This window comes from Paenibacillus sp. PCH8 (assembly GCF_002968835.1).
GTDB lineage: Bacteria > Bacillota > Bacilli > Paenibacillales > Paenibacillaceae > Paenibacillus.
On the sequence record NZ_PKQK01000002.1, the window covers coordinates 378,941 to 396,362 of the forward strand.

Here is a 17,422-nt window from a genome sequence, read left to right on the forward strand (position 1 = left end):
TGCTCTCCAAGCATTTCGGTACTTGCCTGAGCCATAATCCATTCCTTGAGACCATTATTTCCACTGGATTCGAGTTGCTGTAACAGGAGATCTAGTCCTGCCTCCCCGTATTCAGGATGTCCTCGTAATCCTCAGGGTTACCAGCAATATAATTATTAGGATTGCTACTGGTCAGAAGGACAGGGTCGCTAACTATCCGTTGCAGCTTGCTTTCAATGGTTGTTGATAATTCTTGTTCTTCCGTCTGAATCGAACACGCTGCTAGTGTCCATGCTGTGCATACGGATAACAAGCCGACAATCAGTCTTCTACGATTCACTGTACCACTCCTTTCAACAAAAGAGTTAACGCAACAGGTTGGTCTGTAACACTCTAGTCTCTGTCACAGCTACAGAGCAAGCTCCCATTTTTCTTCGGTAAGCTCCTGGCCTGACAGTATCTGCTTACGGACTTCCATCACTTTAAAGCCGAAGGACTGATATAATCTGCGTGCTCCATCCAAAGACTCGTTGGTCCACAGGATGATAGATGTATAGCCCTGTTCTTTGGCATAAAGAATTGCCTGCTCGATAAGCTGCCTGCCCATCCTGCACCACGCGCTTCCGGTTCGATCAGAAACCAGCGCAGTTGAGCCGTATTTTCATTCATCTGAGTAAGTCCTATGGAACCGGAAGCTGTCTGATCTAACTCAACAATCCATAACATCTCCCTCGCGTGATTGCCTGAGCATCCAAACGAATTCACCGCATGGGTGATAAATTCAGCAAAGCTATGATCATAATTATACTCGTTTCGATAGATTCGGATATGCGCTTCAATGACATACTGCAGATCCTTTTGTACGAAAGTGCGGATCATCAGACATCACAGCCTTTCCTCAAATCCACAGTTGAAGCAGGCATAGATGTCTTTGTATGGTCCTGACATGGCATATCTGCACATCGTCTGCACCCCCTTAATAATTTCCATTATACGGGATTTCACTCGTACATACGAATCGATTTTGCATAATTGCGAATAATTCGTACACGCCACTCCTTACCTTTGCACTGCAGCTTCTTTCCATGCCTCACCGAGTTCTGCTATCGTTACATACCGCTGCGTTCGATCAGCATTCACCGCACGAATTACAACTTGAAATAAAGCCTCTCCGGCATCCCATCTATCATAGGAACGGTCTTTCTCCCCACCCAGCAGCGCGAACGCCGTAGCTCCCATATTGAATACATTGGTAACCGCATCTATGGGTGCGCCCAGCTCAAACTCTTCAGGGGACATAAAGCGGGAAGATCCCCACATACGGCCCATCGTATTGATAAAGGCGCCTTTCCGATACAGATCGATATCGCAAATTTTCATGAAGCTTTTGTCAAAATCATAGATTAGACTGCCGTCATACAGATCAACAGCCACATAACCTCTCCGCTCCACTTCGATATGAAAATCAAGAATCTGCTCCATCGCGCCAATCCGTGCCTTCACCGGAAATTGTCTGAACTGGTAGTAGGGCGAACGAGGTTCATATTTGGCCGGAGGCGGAAAATTCCAATGATTATGGAGATTCTCCCCCTCCACCCAATCGAATACACAGACATACCCTTGGTCCGTTGCAAAATGATCCGTTAATTGAATCAACGTGTCATGCCCCAGATCCTCATAGACGGAAACAGATGATTTCAGATTACGAATGGCTTCCGGAGGACTTCCCGTATGATTGGCATGAATTGTACGTGCTCCCGCATATTTAACGAACAATTTCTTGCCATCCTCCTGCATGATCCCTAAGGACAAGTTCCCTGAATCCTGTTGATCGAATACGCGAAATACCTTGCCCAAGGGCCCGCAACCAATCGAAAGAATGAACTTCTTTTAAAACAAACGAAACACCATCGATCTCAAATTCAACTTGATCTGTCATAGGACTCCTCCTGTCGAGCCATCTTCAATGGATGTTGATTACTCCATGTAGAAATAATTCATATGTGCCTCGTCATATCCCTGCCCATACACTTCCAGGGCGTTACGCTCAATGCCATACACTTCAAATCCATACCGTTCATATAAGCGTCTGGCTGATTCATTCGTAGTTACCACGCTCAGATTAATTTGCTTGATGCCTTCCAGGTATCTTCCCCGTTCCAAGACTTCCTGGAGCAATCGCGATGCCAGACCGTTTCCCCGATATGTCGGAGCAACATAGACGCCCCAGATCATGCCTTTGTGTCTGAGCTTCAGGCCATATTCCCTCTTGAAGCCCATCATTCCTGCCAGTGCTCCTTCTGCTGTGTATGCTCCCAGAATGTAATCATCGGGCTCGTTATGTATGCGTTCCTGCACTTCATTCATGGGGATCTGAATGGATAGCTCGAACGAAGCCCCGAAGGCTTCAGGATGCGTGCTGAGCGCTTCTAATCGAAAAGGCCAGTATAGATCTGCTTCATCCCGGCGGATATTGCGAATGACATACCCGTCCTGCTTATCTTCCTCACTCATATTTCAATCGCTCCCTGCATTTCATAAGGATAATCAATCTGAATTTTCACATTTGCCGCCGCTTCCTCTCCTGCCAGCAGTCCCACAACATAAATCCCCAGATCAATGGACGTGGCTACTCCACCAGCAGTAATTACATTTCCATCTTTTACAATCCGCTTCTGAATCACCTCGGTGACATACGGCTCAAGCAAATCATATGCACCGGGATGTGTTGTTGCTCTTTTACCAGACAAAAATCCAGCCGCACCCAGCAGAAGAGAGCCTGTGCACACGGATACCTTCAAAGGAACAGACTCAGCTTGTTTCAACCAACCTACGAACGCCTCGTCATACCGAAGTTTACGCGTTCCCATGCCTCCGGGGATAAACACGAGATCATAATCTGCCAGATCCGGCTTCACTCGATCGACCTTCAACGTTAAGCCAGACTCATCCGTGACCTGATCTGTCATCGCACAGGTTTCCCAAGTCGTTCCCTTGGTTTGCTCAAAGAAATTCAACCGATTGATCACATCATAGAACCCTACAAAATCAAGAAAAGTCAGTCCATCAAACAAAAAAAATGCGATTTTCATATCTAAAAACCTCCAATAGTCTTATTTTGACGCGTTCCGATCCCGCTCCAACGCTTCCTTCACCCGGTCACGTGCTGGCAGTTTGCTATTGATATGAAGGAGCAAGCCCACAATCACAAGAAGAAGAATAACGACAATGATTTCAAACACGTATCCACCCCCTCAAGGAAATAGTGGCAAATGTGACTGGTTGCAGAACTATGTAATCTCTATTTTAATCCACGGGCGATGATCCACTCCAGCCACTTCCACGGCAGCAACGCTTTACCTATGATGAGCACACGTGAGCCTTTTCCCAGCGCATATCGAAGTCTTGGTGATCGCATCCGTGCAATTCGTCCGATCAGATCTGCTACCTCCTGTGGGTCAGGTGCCGTCTCGCTCGCATGTTTGGAATAACGAAGAACCGCATCCAGCTTATGCTTATACGGTGAGTCCTCGCTCCGGTGAATTTCCCCCAGCCCCTTATTCCAGATCGGCGTGCGATAAGAGCCTGGCTCAACTAATACCACCCGAACGCCGAACGAAGACATCTCATGCCGCAGACTTTCCGTGAATCCTTCCACAGCGAATTTGGAGGCAGCATAAGGTGCATATCCCGGAAAGCCAGATAAGCCGCTAACACTGGATAAATTAATGATCAGACCTTGCTTCTGCTCACGCATCACTGGCAGGACTGCACGCGTAACCGCGATCAAGCCGAACAGATTGGTTTCCATTTGGCGCCGCCAGTCATCCATCGATACTTCTTCGATGAACCCCCCGACCGCAAATCCTGCATTGTTCACCAGTATGTCGATTCGGCCATAATCCAGAACGACTTTGGTTATAGCTGCTTGCACCGATTCAGAATCAGTAACATCCAGCTGCTCATACACCAAACGTTCTGTTATGCCTGCCTCTCCTGCAAGTCTGACCAACTCTTCTCTTCGATTCAGGTCACGCATGGTGGCAACAACAAGGTATCCCTGCTTGGCAAGAGTAATGGCCGTTAACATACCGAAGCCACTGGATGTTCCTGTAATGAGAGCCACGGGATCATGTGCTCCACGTGTTGATAGTCTGTTTTCCTTTGTTTCTTCATTTCTATGATCCTCTGTCTGCATCCGCTGCTGTCCATCTCCTATCTTGTATGTCACCACTGTCATTCAGCCACCTGCTCTCCCCCAATATTTCCACACCATCTCAATCAAGCTGTCTCTCCACCCTGCGTAGCTTGGTGACCCCCGGTTTGAACGTATAATGAATCCTCCACCTCGAATGGCGAAACGCCATCAAATAGAAGCCTTGAAATATACAATAAAGGGCAGATGCCTCTGCCCTCCCTGTTGTGTTTTATTATTTATACTGTGTTGTCATTTCTTCTTATTCAAAATCTCGGCAAGAGCAGTATCTGGCGTACCATATGAGAAAGTGAAGCCTTCCATCTCCAATCGCTCGGGAATCACCCAACGACTTTTGAGAACCAGTTCCGTTTCGGTCTGAATGAAACGTGCACCCAGTTCAAGAATCCAGCGAGGAGAAGGCAGTCCAATTCGAACACCCATCTGTTCTCTCAGACGCGCCATCAGCTCACGATTCGTAACCGGATGTGGCGAAGAAGCATTGAATACACCATTCAGATGTGGATGCTTCTGCAGATAGATCACCATGCGGAACAGATCCTCAATATGAATCCAGCTGAACTGTTGTGTTCCTGCACCTTGCGATCCCCCTAAGCCAAAACGGACCAGGTTCGTCATGGGCACCATTACGCCGCCCTCACCCAGCACAATCGCAATTCGCAGTGCAATCTGACGCGTAGACGGCAAACTGAATTCAAAGAAAGCCTGTTCCCATGCCTTGGCAACGTCAACCGAGAAGCCAGAGCCAATCTCGCCTTCTTTTTCCGTCATGGGACGATCTTCAGCATGTCTATATATGGTTGCTGTACTCGAATTAATCCATAGTTCAGGAGGATGATTACAAGCCAGGACGGACTCGCCGAGAATACGCGTTGTACGAGTTCTGGATTCCAGAATGACTTTACGATTTTCATCCGTATAACGGCAGTTCACCGATTTGCCTGCCAGGTTAATCAACATCTCTGCTTCTTCCAGTGCCTCTATGATTCCTGCACGATCCTCCCAGGCAATATGGCCGGGCTGACGCGAGATGATCAGCACCTCATAATCCAACTTCTTGAACCTTTGGGCAAAATCCTGTCCGACAAATCCCGTTCCACCAGCCAATACAACCTTCTTCACGATATCCCCTCATTTCCCATACTGGGTAAAGAATTCGCAAGATATAGATCAACATGTTTCTATGCATGCAAAATACAGATATTAGATTGAACACCGCTGGTGACCCGTTGGTTTGATTTAATTCACACCCAGGGATGCGTACAAGCGATCCCGCTCTTCGAGAGCCCATGTGTTTGCAGGGTTTTGTTCCAACTGATATCGGAGTTCATCATAAAAATCATGGATCATGAATCCGTCTGGCAAGTTGCCGAGCATGGCTGTAAAGTTATACTCTGGCAGTGTTTTCTTTCCCTCACTGATCTGCTTCAGCCATTCCATCCACTTCGAAAGAGTGAGCACTTCCTCCTGCCATAACTCGGCCTGTAACCCAAGCGCATCCTGAAACTGCTCGTACGCCAATGGATCAGCGAAGGCGCGGCAAGCCTGAACAGCCAGTTCATACAACTGGGTCACTGCACGGCGTACCTCATGCTCAAGTTCGACCTGCAATCCTCCCATATAATCCTGAACCTGAATGCTCTGTCCATCATCATATAGTAGCGGGGCTTGGGCCAACAGGCGTACAATCTCTTCCATCTCATGCATTGAAACTCGCTTCTGCTCATAGAGAGCAGGTAATTGATATGCTGTAATGATCATTCACTCCTACATCGTTCTTCTATTAATGACCTATATTATAGCACGGTTTGGCAATCATCTATCAGGATAACTTGACTATCCACTACAACTTGTAGTAGTTTATACGTACTACGTAGTGTAGTAATACGATTGTTATGGACGCATAACGATGCTAAGGAGTGTTCACAGTGAACCCGATTCAAAAATTATCTGAAACAGAAATGGAGTTAATGGTCGTTATATGGTCATGCGATCTACCCGTCACCTCAACTGAGCTATTAGATATATTCGCTGAGAAGGGAAAAGGGTGGAAAGCACAGACCATGTCTACCTTTCTATCAAGGTTGGTAGATAAAGGCGCCTTAACGGTTACGAGACGTGGACGAACCAATGATTATAAACCTCTTCTACAGCCCGAAGATTACAAGCTACAAGAAACGCAGCACGTTCTTGATGGACTCTATCAAGGTTCAGTCAAGAATTTGGTTTCGGCCATGTATGACGGTGATAAGCTTTCAGACGATGACATTTCAGAACTAAAAAAATGGCTTTCGGAAAAGTAGGTGCAGACCATGAAGATCTTTTTTGAAATTCTGTGCAGTCTGACCGTGGCTGGAAGTATCGTTGCCGTTTGTATTTTGGCACTACGATTCATACCCGTGTCTGTTTTTCCGACAAAGTGGCTCTACAGACTCGGTAAAATGGCTCTCTTGTTCTATCTGTTCCCGGTATCTCTTGGCCTTTCATGGCTTTTGGGTTTTGTATTCCCTCCTACATCAACTGTACCAAGTACGGAGTATGCAACATCTTCGAGCTTACTTGCAGGACCATTCATCCCGGAACAAACCATATCTGTAACCACAGCCTGGTTCTTGTTATGCGTATGGGCATTGGCGTCATCGGTTTTTCTTCATGGCAGGTGTATTGTTATCGGAGATTTTTGAATGAACTATCACGCACACGTACGCCAGTCCTCTGTCATAGTGAGGCCGCTATACAGCTACCATTAATCAAAGAGGCTTTGGGTCTCAAAGGGAATATCACGCTTGCTCACAGCACTGCAGTACGGAGCCCTATACTGGTTGGCTTGTTTAAACCAACGATATATCTTCCACCCGAAAATACGGTAAAGATGGACATCAAGATGGTCATTCATCATGAGTTGGTACATCTGAAAAATCAAGATCTGTGGGTCAAGGCTCTGATCTTGGGGGTTAGTGCCCTCCACTGGTTTAATCCCCTGGTTCATATGATTCGCCGGGACATTCATACCTGGAGCGAGTTGACCTGTGATGAAGAAGTAGTGAAAGAGATGTCGCATGAAGAGCGAAGACGGTATGGTGAGACGATTATAAATGTGATGGCGGGAACCAAGAAAATGCCTGCTCAATTTTGTTCATCCCTGTCGGGTGAAGGCAAACAATTAAAAAGGAGATTGATGATTATGTTTAATGTGAAGAAACTGAAAAAGAAACACTGGATATTAAGTATGGGAGCCCTATTGCTTATTACCGGAGTAAGTACATCCACCGCAGTATGGGCATCAAACCATACAGTTAAAGTAGAGGCCGAGGCTACTGAAGCTGTGCCTGTTCCTTCAGTATCTGAAACTCCTGAAATCGTAGCTTCTCCCCATCAAGCCGGAGTCTCCGAAGCTGTAACTGTTCCCTCTACTTCCGAAACGCCTGAACTCGTGGCTCTCCCTGAGGATGAAGTTTCCGAAGCTGTGCCAGTTCCGTCTGCTACTGTACCTTCTACTACTGAATCTTCTGAGGCTAAAGTCATAGAAGCAGCCACTGTTCCTTTTACGGGTGGATCTCCTGAAATCGTAGCCGTTCCTTCTAATACTAACTCCTCCGAAATGGTAGCTCTCCCTGGGGATAAGGTTTCAGAAACTGTACCTGCTCCTTCAGAAAAATAACCTATCGTTAAGGAGCAATAGCATCCTTATATGCAAACAGGACGAAGCATAGATCTCCAGCTTCGTCCTGTTTCCGTTTTTCTGTCATGTGCATTAGATAAATGTTTTGATCGTAGCAAAATATTCACGGATCATGTTGACGGGTTTCAGATAACCCGGTGATGGGGCAGATATGCCGTATTCTGCCGCATAACCGTTCTTGGCAGCAATATATTTGGAACGGAACATATGATAGTCACTCGTGACAATCATGATCTCCGGGTGCTCCAACCCGGATTCCTGAATAATTTTTTTGGAAAAGGCCAAATTCTCCTGTGTACTTGTGGAGCGATCTTCCATAATCACTTGGGCGGGGCTAATGCCCTGTGCAATCAGATAGTTTTTCATAGCGAGCGCTTCTGGTATTGATTCCCCAGGTCCCTGTCCACCTGATACAATGACCGGTGTCTGAGGGTGACTGCGAATGTAGTCCAGACTTGCATCTAACCTTTGCTTCAAAGTCAATGATAATTCCGTTCCCCGTATGCCTGAACCTAGAATAATGACATAGTCCGCCTCTTCCGGATCATTCGCACCCAGCTGTGTGAATACAAGCGCCTCGATAATGACAAAAGATACGGCAGCCACGCAAAATCCGGTAAGGATAATCCGTTTCAAAATAACATGCTTCTGATAGTCAATCCGCCTTAGTACGATAAAAGCTACCGTGATCATTCCGAATAACATGACTGGAAATCTTTGGCCCCAGAAGACCAAAAACGCCATAAAACATGCCAACAGAACAAGATCAATGATCAGTCCATTTTTTTGTAAGAACTTTTTTATCAAATCCGTAGACACTCCTTCTTGTACCCGCAGTTCCGCGTAATCTCTATTATTCAAGCTGTTATTATCATTAATTTGGGCCATTGTTCCTGCCAGCACTTCTTATGAACACGTTGATTGTAATAATCAGCATCCGTGAAGAAGATCCCAAATATAGTTACGTACATATCCTGCACCTATGTAACATTGAGACAATTCCAGACTTCGAACTCGCCGCAGGTCATGCATTAATTCCTCGTGATCCATAATCGCTTGAACGAATCTCTCCTCATGCAACATGTCTGCCTCCTGCGGTTCACCTTATAGTTCTCTCGTATTAGCGATAAACCCTTGTTCCAATATATCATGTTACCTATCTGCAATAAAATGAACAACGCTCGAACATTCACGTCACGACTTCGAATTCTGAACCTATCACCTGCAAATAGCCCGTAAACAGCTTGGGTTGTCCAAGTGTTTACGGGCTACATTATGATGGTATGGAGTTAGAAACGATTGATATGTATTGAATCGGTATCCAGATTTGCGGTGGTTGGTTCGGCCCCGGGTATACTTCCAACTCTGGCATAAAAGCGTGCTCATAAGGATTGGATGGAAACCATTCCGAGATAATTCGTTTCCACAGAAGCTGCATGCTCTCCGGCATCGGGCCCTCGACTTCAAATACACTCCATTGAGAAGCAGGCATGGTGAAGCTTGATAATCCTTCCGGTATTTCACCATCGTAAGTCGTAGCAATCCAGTATTCCAGTTGCTTATCCTTGATTTCGCTCTGATCTACAACGACACCGAGTAACCCTGGAATTTCTCCATTGTTCAGTTCAAACAATCGATCTTCCGTACCGCTCGTCCACGCTTCCTGCCACATCTTCCCGATCCCTTGCAGATGCTCCCCGTCTACATATGAGAAAGCCTGCTTCACTCCCACTATTGTAAATTCGGGACGTTCAACAATTTTATATTTCATCGGTTCTGCTCCTTTTAGACTTACTTGAATAACCAGACGATTATACGATTGGACAGAGCTTCTCTTTTTGCGTGCCTCACTTGGTGCCATACCATGTTGTCTCTGGAATGCTTTGGAGAAAGATTCAGGCGTGTCATAGCCATATTTAAGCGCCAGATCAATAATTTTGTGATCACTTTGCAGAAGCTCATGTGCCGCCAGTGTCAATCGTCTGCGTCTTATGTACTCCGCTACAGTAACATCAGTTAGTAAGGCAAAGGTACGTTGAAAATGAAAAGGAGAGATATGAGACTCCGCTGCAATCTGCTCCATCGTCATACTTTCGAGCAAGTGGTCTTCTATATATTGAATAGCGACCTGCAATGAGTTGATCCAGTTCATATGTTAATCACTCCTTGATGTCTAATATAAACGAAAAACAACGCAATAACCTGTCATGCTGTGCTTTCATTTGTCCGGTTCAAGCGCAACGATGAAGTTTATATACATCTGCTGGGCTCCATGCGTCAGTTCTGCGATCTACTGGATCTTTGCCCGAAACTCCCTTACAGACGAGAAAGAGGCCTCCGATTCGGAAGCCATCTTATTCGGGCAACAAAGCTATGCAGTCTGGATGTATCCATCCGAATCAGCCTCGCCTTACTCGCACTGGGTGTTGGGGCATTCCTCGATAATGACTTTTATTTTACCCGGCGAACACTTCCGGTCACCCCATGTTGAAGCTGTACATTTGTAAAAGTAACCGTCGTCCCTTGCCCAATGGGGGATTGGGCCACAATGCCAACTTTGATCTCTTCCGGGCAGTCGAGACCGAAATAGCGAACCAGCTTCCACTTCTCTCCATCCTGAGAATAATGGAAAGCAAAGCTGTTGCCTGCTCGGGCTACACGTAAATAAGGCTTGTTAACCTCTACAGGTGCTGATACACAATCATCCGAGTTACCACGGGTAACGACACTGAGAATCGACGGCTGTTCTTCGAAATACTCAAAGCAAACTTTAGCCCAATTCGTATCGTCCACTCTCACCATCAGGCAGCCCGAATCATACTGTTCTTTCATGTCCACCTGTACTTGAGTGACCATGCTGAAATCTCCCTTGATTATCGTATGTAAAAATGGAGCTGAGGCTTTCACCGGGTCACCTCCCGGATCAATGAAAAAGTCACTTATCGGCGAAACGGTTATCGTTACTTTGCCGTCTTCAATGGACCAATCAGCTGGCTCGTTCAGCCATCCCAGATTGGCAGATAATGTTTTACCTGAACATTGTTCGAATAGATTCGTCATGTGGCACACCCTTTGTCTGTGATTTGAGTTTGCTGAGTTCTCTGTTGTATTCGGTACACAACATAGCTAATCCTGTAGGTTTTGCTTAAAGCTTCCATTCCTAATATCGAATCCGTTGATGCGGTTGGATAATACGCTCGTCCCAAACTTGTACCTCAATATATCGTTCCGGGCCCTGTTCACCCTGACGGTTCCATTCCTGAGGCCAACCATAGGCCTGAATGACTGCCAGAATTTCATCTTTGGTATAGATCTGCTTACGGTAAGGTTTATCATCCATATATCGCATTGTTGGAAAGAGGTCTCCATACGTGAAGCTCACAACTTCGGCAGGCAGATCTTCCCACAGAATCATCACTAGATCCGGTTCGGTATACCAGGATGACAGCCATTCACATGCACCAAGGGTCAGATAGTGGGGATATCGATTGGTGGGGGTTCCTCCCTTAGCCTTAAACTGCTCATATGCTCTCTGTTCAAGCGCTCTCCGAATGGTCATGTAATCCGTTGATCGCTGACTGGCAAAATTCCGGCCTTGATGATTGATTTGTTGGGTAACTGTTTCCGCTTCTTCATTAGACAGGCTGGAGAGATTTCGGAAAGGTCCAAGACTTTGTTCAAAATAATGATACGCCTTCAAGTCTGTCATATGAATCTCACCTCCAACAAATCGCTCCGTATCCATATTCGTTAGTCATAGTGTACATCATGCCATCATTTATGGAAATATCTGTAGCAAATTAATCATTGTGGAGAAAAGTTACACTTGGGTACTTCAATTGCATTCATCCCTAGCAACTATTCTCGTACAAAAAAATGCGTCAACATGTGCGGAAGTCTTCCACGCATGCTGACGCCTCTTTGATTTTGGTAAGATTGCAGAAGCTTGGATGACAGCCCTATAACCAACTCCACTTCGGTAACTGATCGAGCGTAATAACCTCTTCGCTATGGTACACTTCTTTCAAAAATGCTAGTTCATTATGAGTGCCATCCCTTAGGAAGCCACCTGTCCAAGTACAGAACCAACTCCAGTGTACATCCTGTTCCTTCATTTGTTTGGGGTCAGGGATGGAGCCGTTCTCGGCCAGTGCAATGATTTTGTTGTCCTTCACAAGCTCAAGCAGGTTGGCGTAACGTGCAGCCAGCGGGCTGTGATCTCCTGCTTCCGGGTATACATCCACACTCACAATATCCACGACATCATCCCCTGGATACCATTCCGGTTTTTCCGAGTTCCATACCCAGATGAGATTGTGCAGCTTGTGCTCGTGAACTAATCGATCATACAACATAAGGTATAACTGTTTGGCAGGATCGGGACCTTTCGCTCCCCACCAGAACCAGCCACCCTCCGCTTCATGAAGTGGTCGGAATAACACAGGCACACCAGCATCCTTCAGCTCCTGTAAATGTGTAGCAATTCCATCGATATCCCGGATCAAAAGTCTGTACTCTTCTGACTCAGAATTTGCCAGCGCTGATGCTAAATCATAGGTGGTTGCGTTCGTATAGAACCCCCGCCACCACTCCTTGCCCGGTTCATCGATCAGATCCGTCGGTGCATTCCAGTGCCAGCACAGCGTCACAATGCCACCTTGTCGGTGCCAATCTATCACATCCCGAATCTCGTGAGAGACTGCACCGCGCTCTGTTCTTGATGGTGAATATTCCATGAGATCAAAGCCAACCACAGCTGGCTTCCGGCCTGTATTTTCATTAATCCAGTTCAGATTGCTGTAGTCCTGCTGACCTGACAACATCCCTTTTCCATAACGCTCGACCAGAAACGCCATTAGTTCTCTCGCTTCAGATGTCGCTGCTTCATTCACCGGAGCACTGTTGATCGTACGTACCGTCATCGCTAACACCTCCAAGTGGTTTTACCATTTAACCCACAACACATCCAGATTAGATCACCAGTGTCCTGCAATCCTTATAACAATCCACTTACCCTACAACCCCGGAGCGCTCGATACTTTCCACGAAGTAACGTTGCACGAACAAGTACAGAATAATCAGCGGTGCAATCGCGAGCAAAATACCTGTATCCACGATCATCGCGACATAGTTTGGATCGGCCTTGATGCCCGAATTCGAGCCAAAGCCCATCAGTTGCGGAATCAATTGGTTCGCCTGAGCAGGTAAGGAAGCCACCTTCAACGAGATCAGTGGGCTTTCACTCATGAATAATGCCGAATAGAACGTATCGTTGTACTGCCACACAAAGGAGAACAGAATAACCGTAATCAGTGGTGAGATCGCATTGGGCAACATGATACGGGCAAACGTCTTGAATCCACCTGCGCCGTCAATCAGTGCGGCCTCCTCGATTTCCTTGGGCATGCCCTTGAAGAACTGCCGGAAGATGTAGATGAACAGCCCTGCCTTCAATCCGCCTGCCGTAGCAGCCGTAATGATTGAAGGCCAATACGTATTCAGCAGATTGATGCCATTCTTTCCGGTGAACAACTGGATGATGCCCAGAAAGTCGAAGCTGCGGAAATGCAGATACATTGGCACCATGAGTGTGCTTGTTGGCACCAAAATCGTGAGAATCACCAGCACGAACAGTACATTGCTCCCCGGAAAAGAAAAGCGGGCGAAGCCGTACCCCGTAAGCGCACAGGATATGGCTGTCAACAGTGTCGTAATGGTAACGAACAATAGAGTGTTCGCCAGCAAGGGAAGGTAATCCATCACTTGCGCCGCAAGCTTGATGTTATCCAGCGTAAAATGCTGGGGAATCATATAGATCGTCGGATTGTAGATATCCATTTTATCTTTAAAAGCGACTGAAACTTTAAGAAATAACGGGTACAAAATAATAAATGAAATGCCGATGACCAGTGCATATCTGAATATGGAATAGAGAAGGTCCGATGTCTTGTTTCGCACCCGCTGCATATGGTAATTTGGTTTCGGAACCACCACCATACGATCCGTTCCTGACGCAGCCATAATCTGAAGCCTCCCTCAACGTTAACCGTCAGTTGTAATGAACCCGTCGTGACAGCATCCAGCCCACTACGATTAGTACAAGGCCAATCACCAGTGTGTATAACCAGGACATGGCAGAGCTCAAGCCAAAATTCTGGGTTTTGAATGCAGTCTGATAGATCGCCTGTGTGACCGGACTTCCGGTAAAAGAATCAATGATCGTGTAGATGACATTCGTAAGGATCAACGGACTCACCATCGGAAATGTAATTTTCCAGAACGACTCATAGGCTGTCGCCCCTTCGATCTTCGCAACCTCGTACATCGATCCCGGTACCGATTGCAGCGCGGCGAGGAAGATCAGAATCTGTACGCCAGAGCTGCTGATAATCTCATAGATCCGCGTGATGGCTTCAACGATGTAGTCCACATAAGCCATCGGCAATCCCACTTCGGCCAGCATCCGCACAATGGATACTACATTGAACGAAGCACCTCCATCCGCAGCTGCATCCACTGCACTCGCATCCCCCATCAGATTGATGAGTCCCGCAGATTCAGCGGCTGCAACTGCACTGGAAGCCAGAATAACCGGCAGGAAGAAGATTGCACGCGCCAATGTTCTGCCCTTGAACTTCTGGTTGAGCAATGTTGCCGTAAACAGACTGAAGAACAAAATCATTGGCACATTCAGCAGCATTGCTCCAACCGAATCCACCAGAATCCGGTTGAAGGTGGCATCAATCAGAAGTGCATCCTTGAAGTTTCTAAATCCGACATAGTCCAGAACGTAACCGCCTGGAGCAACGGACAGATTGCTCAGACTGAACCGGATGGATTGCAGGAGCGGTGTGGCAAAGAGAAAGATGAAACCGACCAGCCACGGCGATATAAATGTAAGTCCAAGCAGTGCTCTCCGCGACTTCAGTGATAATTGAATGGCTCTCATCGGTTCACTCCTTCCACCACATAGTCCGTTCCGCCAACGGTCGTTCCATCCACGCTTACTGCATCCGCATTGTAATTCACAAGAATGGATGTACCGCCGGTATAAGTCATCCGTACGACACCATCCTGAATCCGTTCATGCTTTAGCATTTGTTCATTTCCTAACAATCCCAGTGCTTCATTGGCTTGTTTCCACAAGGCAACAGCGTCATCTACCCAATAGCCATATTCGGTCGCATAGGCCGAATCATAATTGGTCAGCTTCAGCCTGGATGATGGTTCATAGGTCCATTGAAAATACGGAGCTGCCCCTAGCTCCAGACTATGGAGCAACTGTTTGCGGAGATCCTGATCCCCTGACGTGTTCATCGGAGATGCAGCATAGTTCATATATCCATGAATGACCATCGCATAAAACGGAACCTCTTCATCCGTAATATTGAACCGACTGGATCCTGCGGGGATATTTACTACATGTTGCGCGCTTCCCAAAGCATAGGCATTAGCCCCGGAAACCATCAGATTCGGATAGGACTGTTGCAGCTGGCCCAGCTGCTCCTTCACAATGTTCTTCGCTGTCTCCCGATGAATCACCCGACTGTCCCGATAATCGGATGACAGAACCTGCCCGAGGTCACGAAGAGATAAACCGCCAATATCCAATGCGCTAAATTTTTTGGCAAACTCGTTCACTACATAAGGAAGCTTGGCCGCCGAGAGTAGATAATAGCTATCCTTCATCTGATCCATACGGTTCATCGCAGGGCTGTAGGGATACAGTTCCGCTGTCTCCTTCGTTACAAAGCGCGCCGCATCCGAGGAAGGAGCAAAACGCATATCATCGTGATAAATGTGCTGGAAAGCCACATCCGGGAACAAAGCTCCCCCCGACTGCTCCAGCTTAGCGGACAACGCCTGAAGTTCGGAACGACTGCCTACTTCACTGTCCAACTTCACCTGGGTTGGCGTATGATGGCTGATGCCACCTCCAAACCATCCCTGATACCGCATTTGTACGCGGTTCACACCTTCTTGCTGTAACTTCGCCGCCATTTCGGTGGCCTGTTCGTACGTCGTCATGGCTAAAGTGGTCCGATAGGGCACGCTCAGGAACGAAGACTTTTTGTCCACTGCACCAAGCACATCCACATAGAACGGCAACTCCGTCTGTTCTGCGAGCGGCTTCAATACATCCTGCTCGATCAACTGCTGCTGATACAGGCGGGCCATACCCGAGTAACTGGCATCTTCTCCATGAAGGAAATGATAACGGACCTGAATATCTCCACGGAAAGGCTCTTCGCTAAGCAGCTGGATCTCCTGCATTTTCTGCGAGGTGTACATCTCCAGCTCATCCTCCCCGCGCAGGGAGAAGGTCGCGTGTACATGGTTGTAACTATTCTGTCTGCCTCCAATATCCGCGGAGATACTGGCAATGCCATCCCCTTTTTCAATGACTGCAAACCAGGCATTCTCCCCGTTCTTCAGACCAAACACAGGCATATACGCGGATTCACTAACCTGAGGACGACTGAGTGAATTATCATTTGGGTCTGTGCCATATACACGCTGTACATACTGCTCTTCCTGGGTTTTTCCGTTGTTCAGATGAATCAGGCTGCCTGAACCGTCGGGCACGAGCATGTAACCCCCACCCTTCGTATCCGCAGCACCAAAATAAGCGAGCAAATCAATATTCCGAATGCGGTATTGCCCACTTTCTTCTATTTGGCTCAGAGGCACGGTCACAACGAGTGCCCCCTGCTCAAGTCGATATTCCACAGAAATGACGAAGCTGGGCTTATCCGATACACCTCCGCCTTCGACCCCATTCTCCTGATTGTCAAAAGCCAAATCGTCCACGTTGTAACCCGCCGTCTCAAAGGCACTTACCATCTTGTTCAACACCAGCTGCTTCGAAATCTGGCCATCCAACCGTTCCAATACATCTGGATTGTTCTTGGTTGGATAATATCGTGCAGAGGTGTACCTTGCGACAGAAGCATCCACCTTGGAAAGAACCTTCTCCTCCAGCCGCTGTTTACTAATCAGTTTGGGCAGGGCATCCATACCAAGCGACGTATCGCCAAGGGTATAGGTCACCCGAATTCCCTGATCAATCTGGCCTACTGTGAATTGCTTGTTGCTAATGCTGGCACTGAAATTCGGGAAGTTCTCCAGTGTCCCCATCGCATCTCGAAAGGACACGTTCAGCTGCGAGGACAACACTTCTTTTTCATAGGCAGAAGCAAGTCCATCCCCGTCCCGTTCTTTCGGGTTGCTATACCAGATCTCTCCACTATTCCCGTCACGTACGGCGATTTCCGTAGTCTCTTCGTTATAGTACAGTGCCAGTTCTTGGTCTTCAGCAACCAGTTGCATACCAGGCACCCCCTGCGAAGAGTCACCAAGGAACTTCAATGGTTCCTCTGTGACGGGCATAGCTTTGGTTGTTGTATCCAGATAAGCCGCGGCTTCTACGGCAGGAACCCCCCTGTTGTTTATATACAGCAGCCCGGCTGCAATCATGATTACAGCTGTACCACCAGCCAGCACCGTATATAGTCTTTGCTTTTTGTTCACGGATGCCGCCTCCT

The 17,422-nt window shown here is 47.2% G+C and carries 20 protein-coding genes and 1 pseudogene; 3 read left to right on the forward strand and 18 right to left on the reverse strand.

Translation table 11 applies throughout. The features are described 5' to 3' along the window. Nucleotides 1–91: 91 nt before the first annotated feature. The 9 genes and pseudogenes from C0Q44_RS14285 to C0Q44_RS14320 form a co-directional block, all read right to left on the reverse strand. Nucleotides 92–319 (reverse strand): hypothetical protein, encoded by a 228-nt coding sequence (locus tag C0Q44_RS14285; RefSeq protein WP_105407983.1) that lies wholly within the window; start codon nucleotides 317–319, stop codon nucleotides 92–94. A 69-nt stretch (nucleotides 320–388) separates the two neighbouring features. Next, the gene (locus tag C0Q44_RS31785) at nucleotides 389–586 is read right to left on the reverse strand and encodes a GNAT family N-acetyltransferase (protein ID WP_105407984.1); all 198 of its coding nucleotides are present in this window, start codon (nucleotides 584–586) and stop codon (nucleotides 389–391) included. A gap of 452 nt (nucleotides 587–1,038) precedes the next feature. Beyond that, a pseudogene (locus C0Q44_RS14295) lies at nucleotides 1,039–1,918 on the reverse strand (serine/threonine-protein kinase). A 38-nt stretch (nucleotides 1,919–1,956) separates the two neighbouring features. After that, entirely contained in the window at nucleotides 1,957–2,493 is a 537-nt protein-coding gene (locus tag C0Q44_RS14300; protein ID WP_105407985.1) for a GNAT family N-acetyltransferase, read from the reverse strand. After that, on the reverse strand, nucleotides 2,490–3,071 hold the full coding sequence (locus C0Q44_RS14305) for a DJ-1/PfpI family protein (protein ID WP_105407986.1): 582 nt from the start codon (nucleotides 3,069–3,071) through the stop codon (nucleotides 2,490–2,492). Before C0Q44_RS14305 ends, C0Q44_RS14300 begins: the two co-directional genes overlap by 4 nt. Nucleotides 3,072–3,092: 21 nt before the next feature. Then, nucleotides 3,093–3,221, reverse strand: a complete 129-nt coding sequence (locus tag C0Q44_RS30960) for a hypothetical protein (RefSeq protein ID WP_258166316.1) — start codon at nucleotides 3,219–3,221, stop codon at nucleotides 3,093–3,095. Between the two features lie 59 nt (nucleotides 3,222–3,280). Continuing rightward, entirely contained in the window at nucleotides 3,281–4,177 is an 897-nt protein-coding gene (locus C0Q44_RS14310) for an SDR family oxidoreductase (RefSeq protein WP_105408488.1), read from the reverse strand. Between the two features lie 249 nt (nucleotides 4,178–4,426). After that, nucleotides 4,427–5,320: a TIGR01777 family oxidoreductase gene (locus C0Q44_RS14315; RefSeq protein ID WP_105407987.1), complete on the reverse strand. Its 894-nt coding sequence runs from the start codon at nucleotides 5,318–5,320 to the stop codon at nucleotides 4,427–4,429. A 114-nt stretch (nucleotides 5,321–5,434) separates the two neighbouring features. Beyond that, a complete protein-coding gene (locus C0Q44_RS14320; RefSeq protein ID WP_105407988.1) occupies nucleotides 5,435–5,956 on the reverse strand; it encodes a hypothetical protein in 522 nt (173 codons plus the stop codon). A 167-nt stretch (nucleotides 5,957–6,123) separates the two neighbouring features. Between C0Q44_RS14320 and C0Q44_RS14325 the strand changes: the two genes are divergently transcribed. The 3 genes from C0Q44_RS14325 to C0Q44_RS14330 are packed head-to-tail and all read left to right on the forward strand — an operon-like array spanning nucleotide 6,124 to nucleotide 7,856. Further along, nucleotides 6,124–6,498 (forward strand): BlaI/MecI/CopY family transcriptional regulator, encoded by a 375-nt coding sequence (locus tag C0Q44_RS14325; RefSeq protein WP_105407989.1) that lies wholly within the window; start codon nucleotides 6,124–6,126, stop codon nucleotides 6,496–6,498. Nucleotides 6,499–6,507: 9 nt separating this feature from the next. Continuing rightward, the gene (locus C0Q44_RS30965; RefSeq protein WP_258166318.1) at nucleotides 6,508–6,879 is read left to right on the forward strand and encodes a hypothetical protein; all 372 of its coding nucleotides are present in this window, start codon (nucleotides 6,508–6,510) and stop codon (nucleotides 6,877–6,879) included. Beyond that, complete coding sequence (locus tag C0Q44_RS14330; RefSeq protein ID WP_258166319.1) at nucleotides 6,876–7,856, forward strand: M56 family metallopeptidase; 981 nt, start codon at nucleotides 6,876–6,878, stop codon at nucleotides 7,854–7,856. The genes C0Q44_RS30965 and C0Q44_RS14330 overlap by 4 nt, the downstream gene beginning before the upstream one ends. A gap of 93 nt (nucleotides 7,857–7,949) precedes the next feature. Here C0Q44_RS14330 and C0Q44_RS14335 read toward each other — a convergent pair whose 3' ends face one another. The 9 genes from C0Q44_RS14335 to C0Q44_RS14370 form a co-directional block, all read right to left on the reverse strand. After that, on the reverse strand, nucleotides 7,950–8,684 hold the full coding sequence (locus C0Q44_RS14335; RefSeq protein WP_105408489.1) for a YdcF family protein: 735 nt from the start codon (nucleotides 8,682–8,684) through the stop codon (nucleotides 7,950–7,952). 123 nt (nucleotides 8,685–8,807) lie between these two features. Beyond that, nucleotides 8,808–8,960 carry a nucleotidyltransferase family protein gene (locus tag C0Q44_RS29860; RefSeq protein WP_181150999.1) on the reverse strand — a complete coding sequence of 51 codons (153 nt, stop codon included), beginning with the start codon at nucleotides 8,958–8,960 and terminating at the stop codon, nucleotides 8,808–8,810. Between the two features lie 190 nt (nucleotides 8,961–9,150). After that, nucleotides 9,151–10,029: an AraC family transcriptional regulator gene (locus C0Q44_RS14340; protein WP_105407990.1), complete on the reverse strand. Its 879-nt coding sequence runs from the start codon at nucleotides 10,027–10,029 to the stop codon at nucleotides 9,151–9,153. Nucleotides 10,030–10,328: 299 nt separating this feature from the next. Continuing rightward, nucleotides 10,329–10,937 carry a DUF1349 domain-containing protein gene (locus C0Q44_RS14345; RefSeq protein WP_105407991.1) on the reverse strand — a complete coding sequence of 203 codons (609 nt, stop codon included), beginning with the start codon at nucleotides 10,935–10,937 and terminating at the stop codon, nucleotides 10,329–10,331. A 100-nt stretch (nucleotides 10,938–11,037) separates the two neighbouring features. Next, the gene (locus C0Q44_RS14350) at nucleotides 11,038–11,586 is read right to left on the reverse strand and encodes a hypothetical protein (RefSeq protein ID WP_105407992.1); all 549 of its coding nucleotides are present in this window, start codon (nucleotides 11,584–11,586) and stop codon (nucleotides 11,038–11,040) included. Between the two features lie 250 nt (nucleotides 11,587–11,836). Continuing rightward, complete coding sequence (locus tag C0Q44_RS14355; protein WP_105407993.1) at nucleotides 11,837–12,799, reverse strand: glycosyl hydrolase; 963 nt, start codon at nucleotides 12,797–12,799, stop codon at nucleotides 11,837–11,839. Nucleotides 12,800–12,887: 88 nt separating this feature from the next. Then, nucleotides 12,888–13,898 carry a carbohydrate ABC transporter permease gene (locus C0Q44_RS14360; protein WP_105407994.1) on the reverse strand — a complete coding sequence of 337 codons (1,011 nt, stop codon included), beginning with the start codon at nucleotides 13,896–13,898 and terminating at the stop codon, nucleotides 12,888–12,890. 28 nt (nucleotides 13,899–13,926) lie between these two features. Continuing rightward, nucleotides 13,927–14,826 carry a carbohydrate ABC transporter permease gene (locus tag C0Q44_RS14365; protein WP_105407995.1) on the reverse strand — a complete coding sequence of 300 codons (900 nt, stop codon included), beginning with the start codon at nucleotides 14,824–14,826 and terminating at the stop codon, nucleotides 13,927–13,929. Then, a complete protein-coding gene (locus C0Q44_RS14370) occupies nucleotides 14,823–17,408 on the reverse strand; it encodes a DUF5696 domain-containing protein (RefSeq protein ID WP_105407996.1) in 2,586 nt (861 codons plus the stop codon). The genes C0Q44_RS14365 and C0Q44_RS14370 overlap by 4 nt, the downstream gene beginning before the upstream one ends. Between the last annotated feature and the right edge of the window lie 14 nt (nucleotides 17,409–17,422).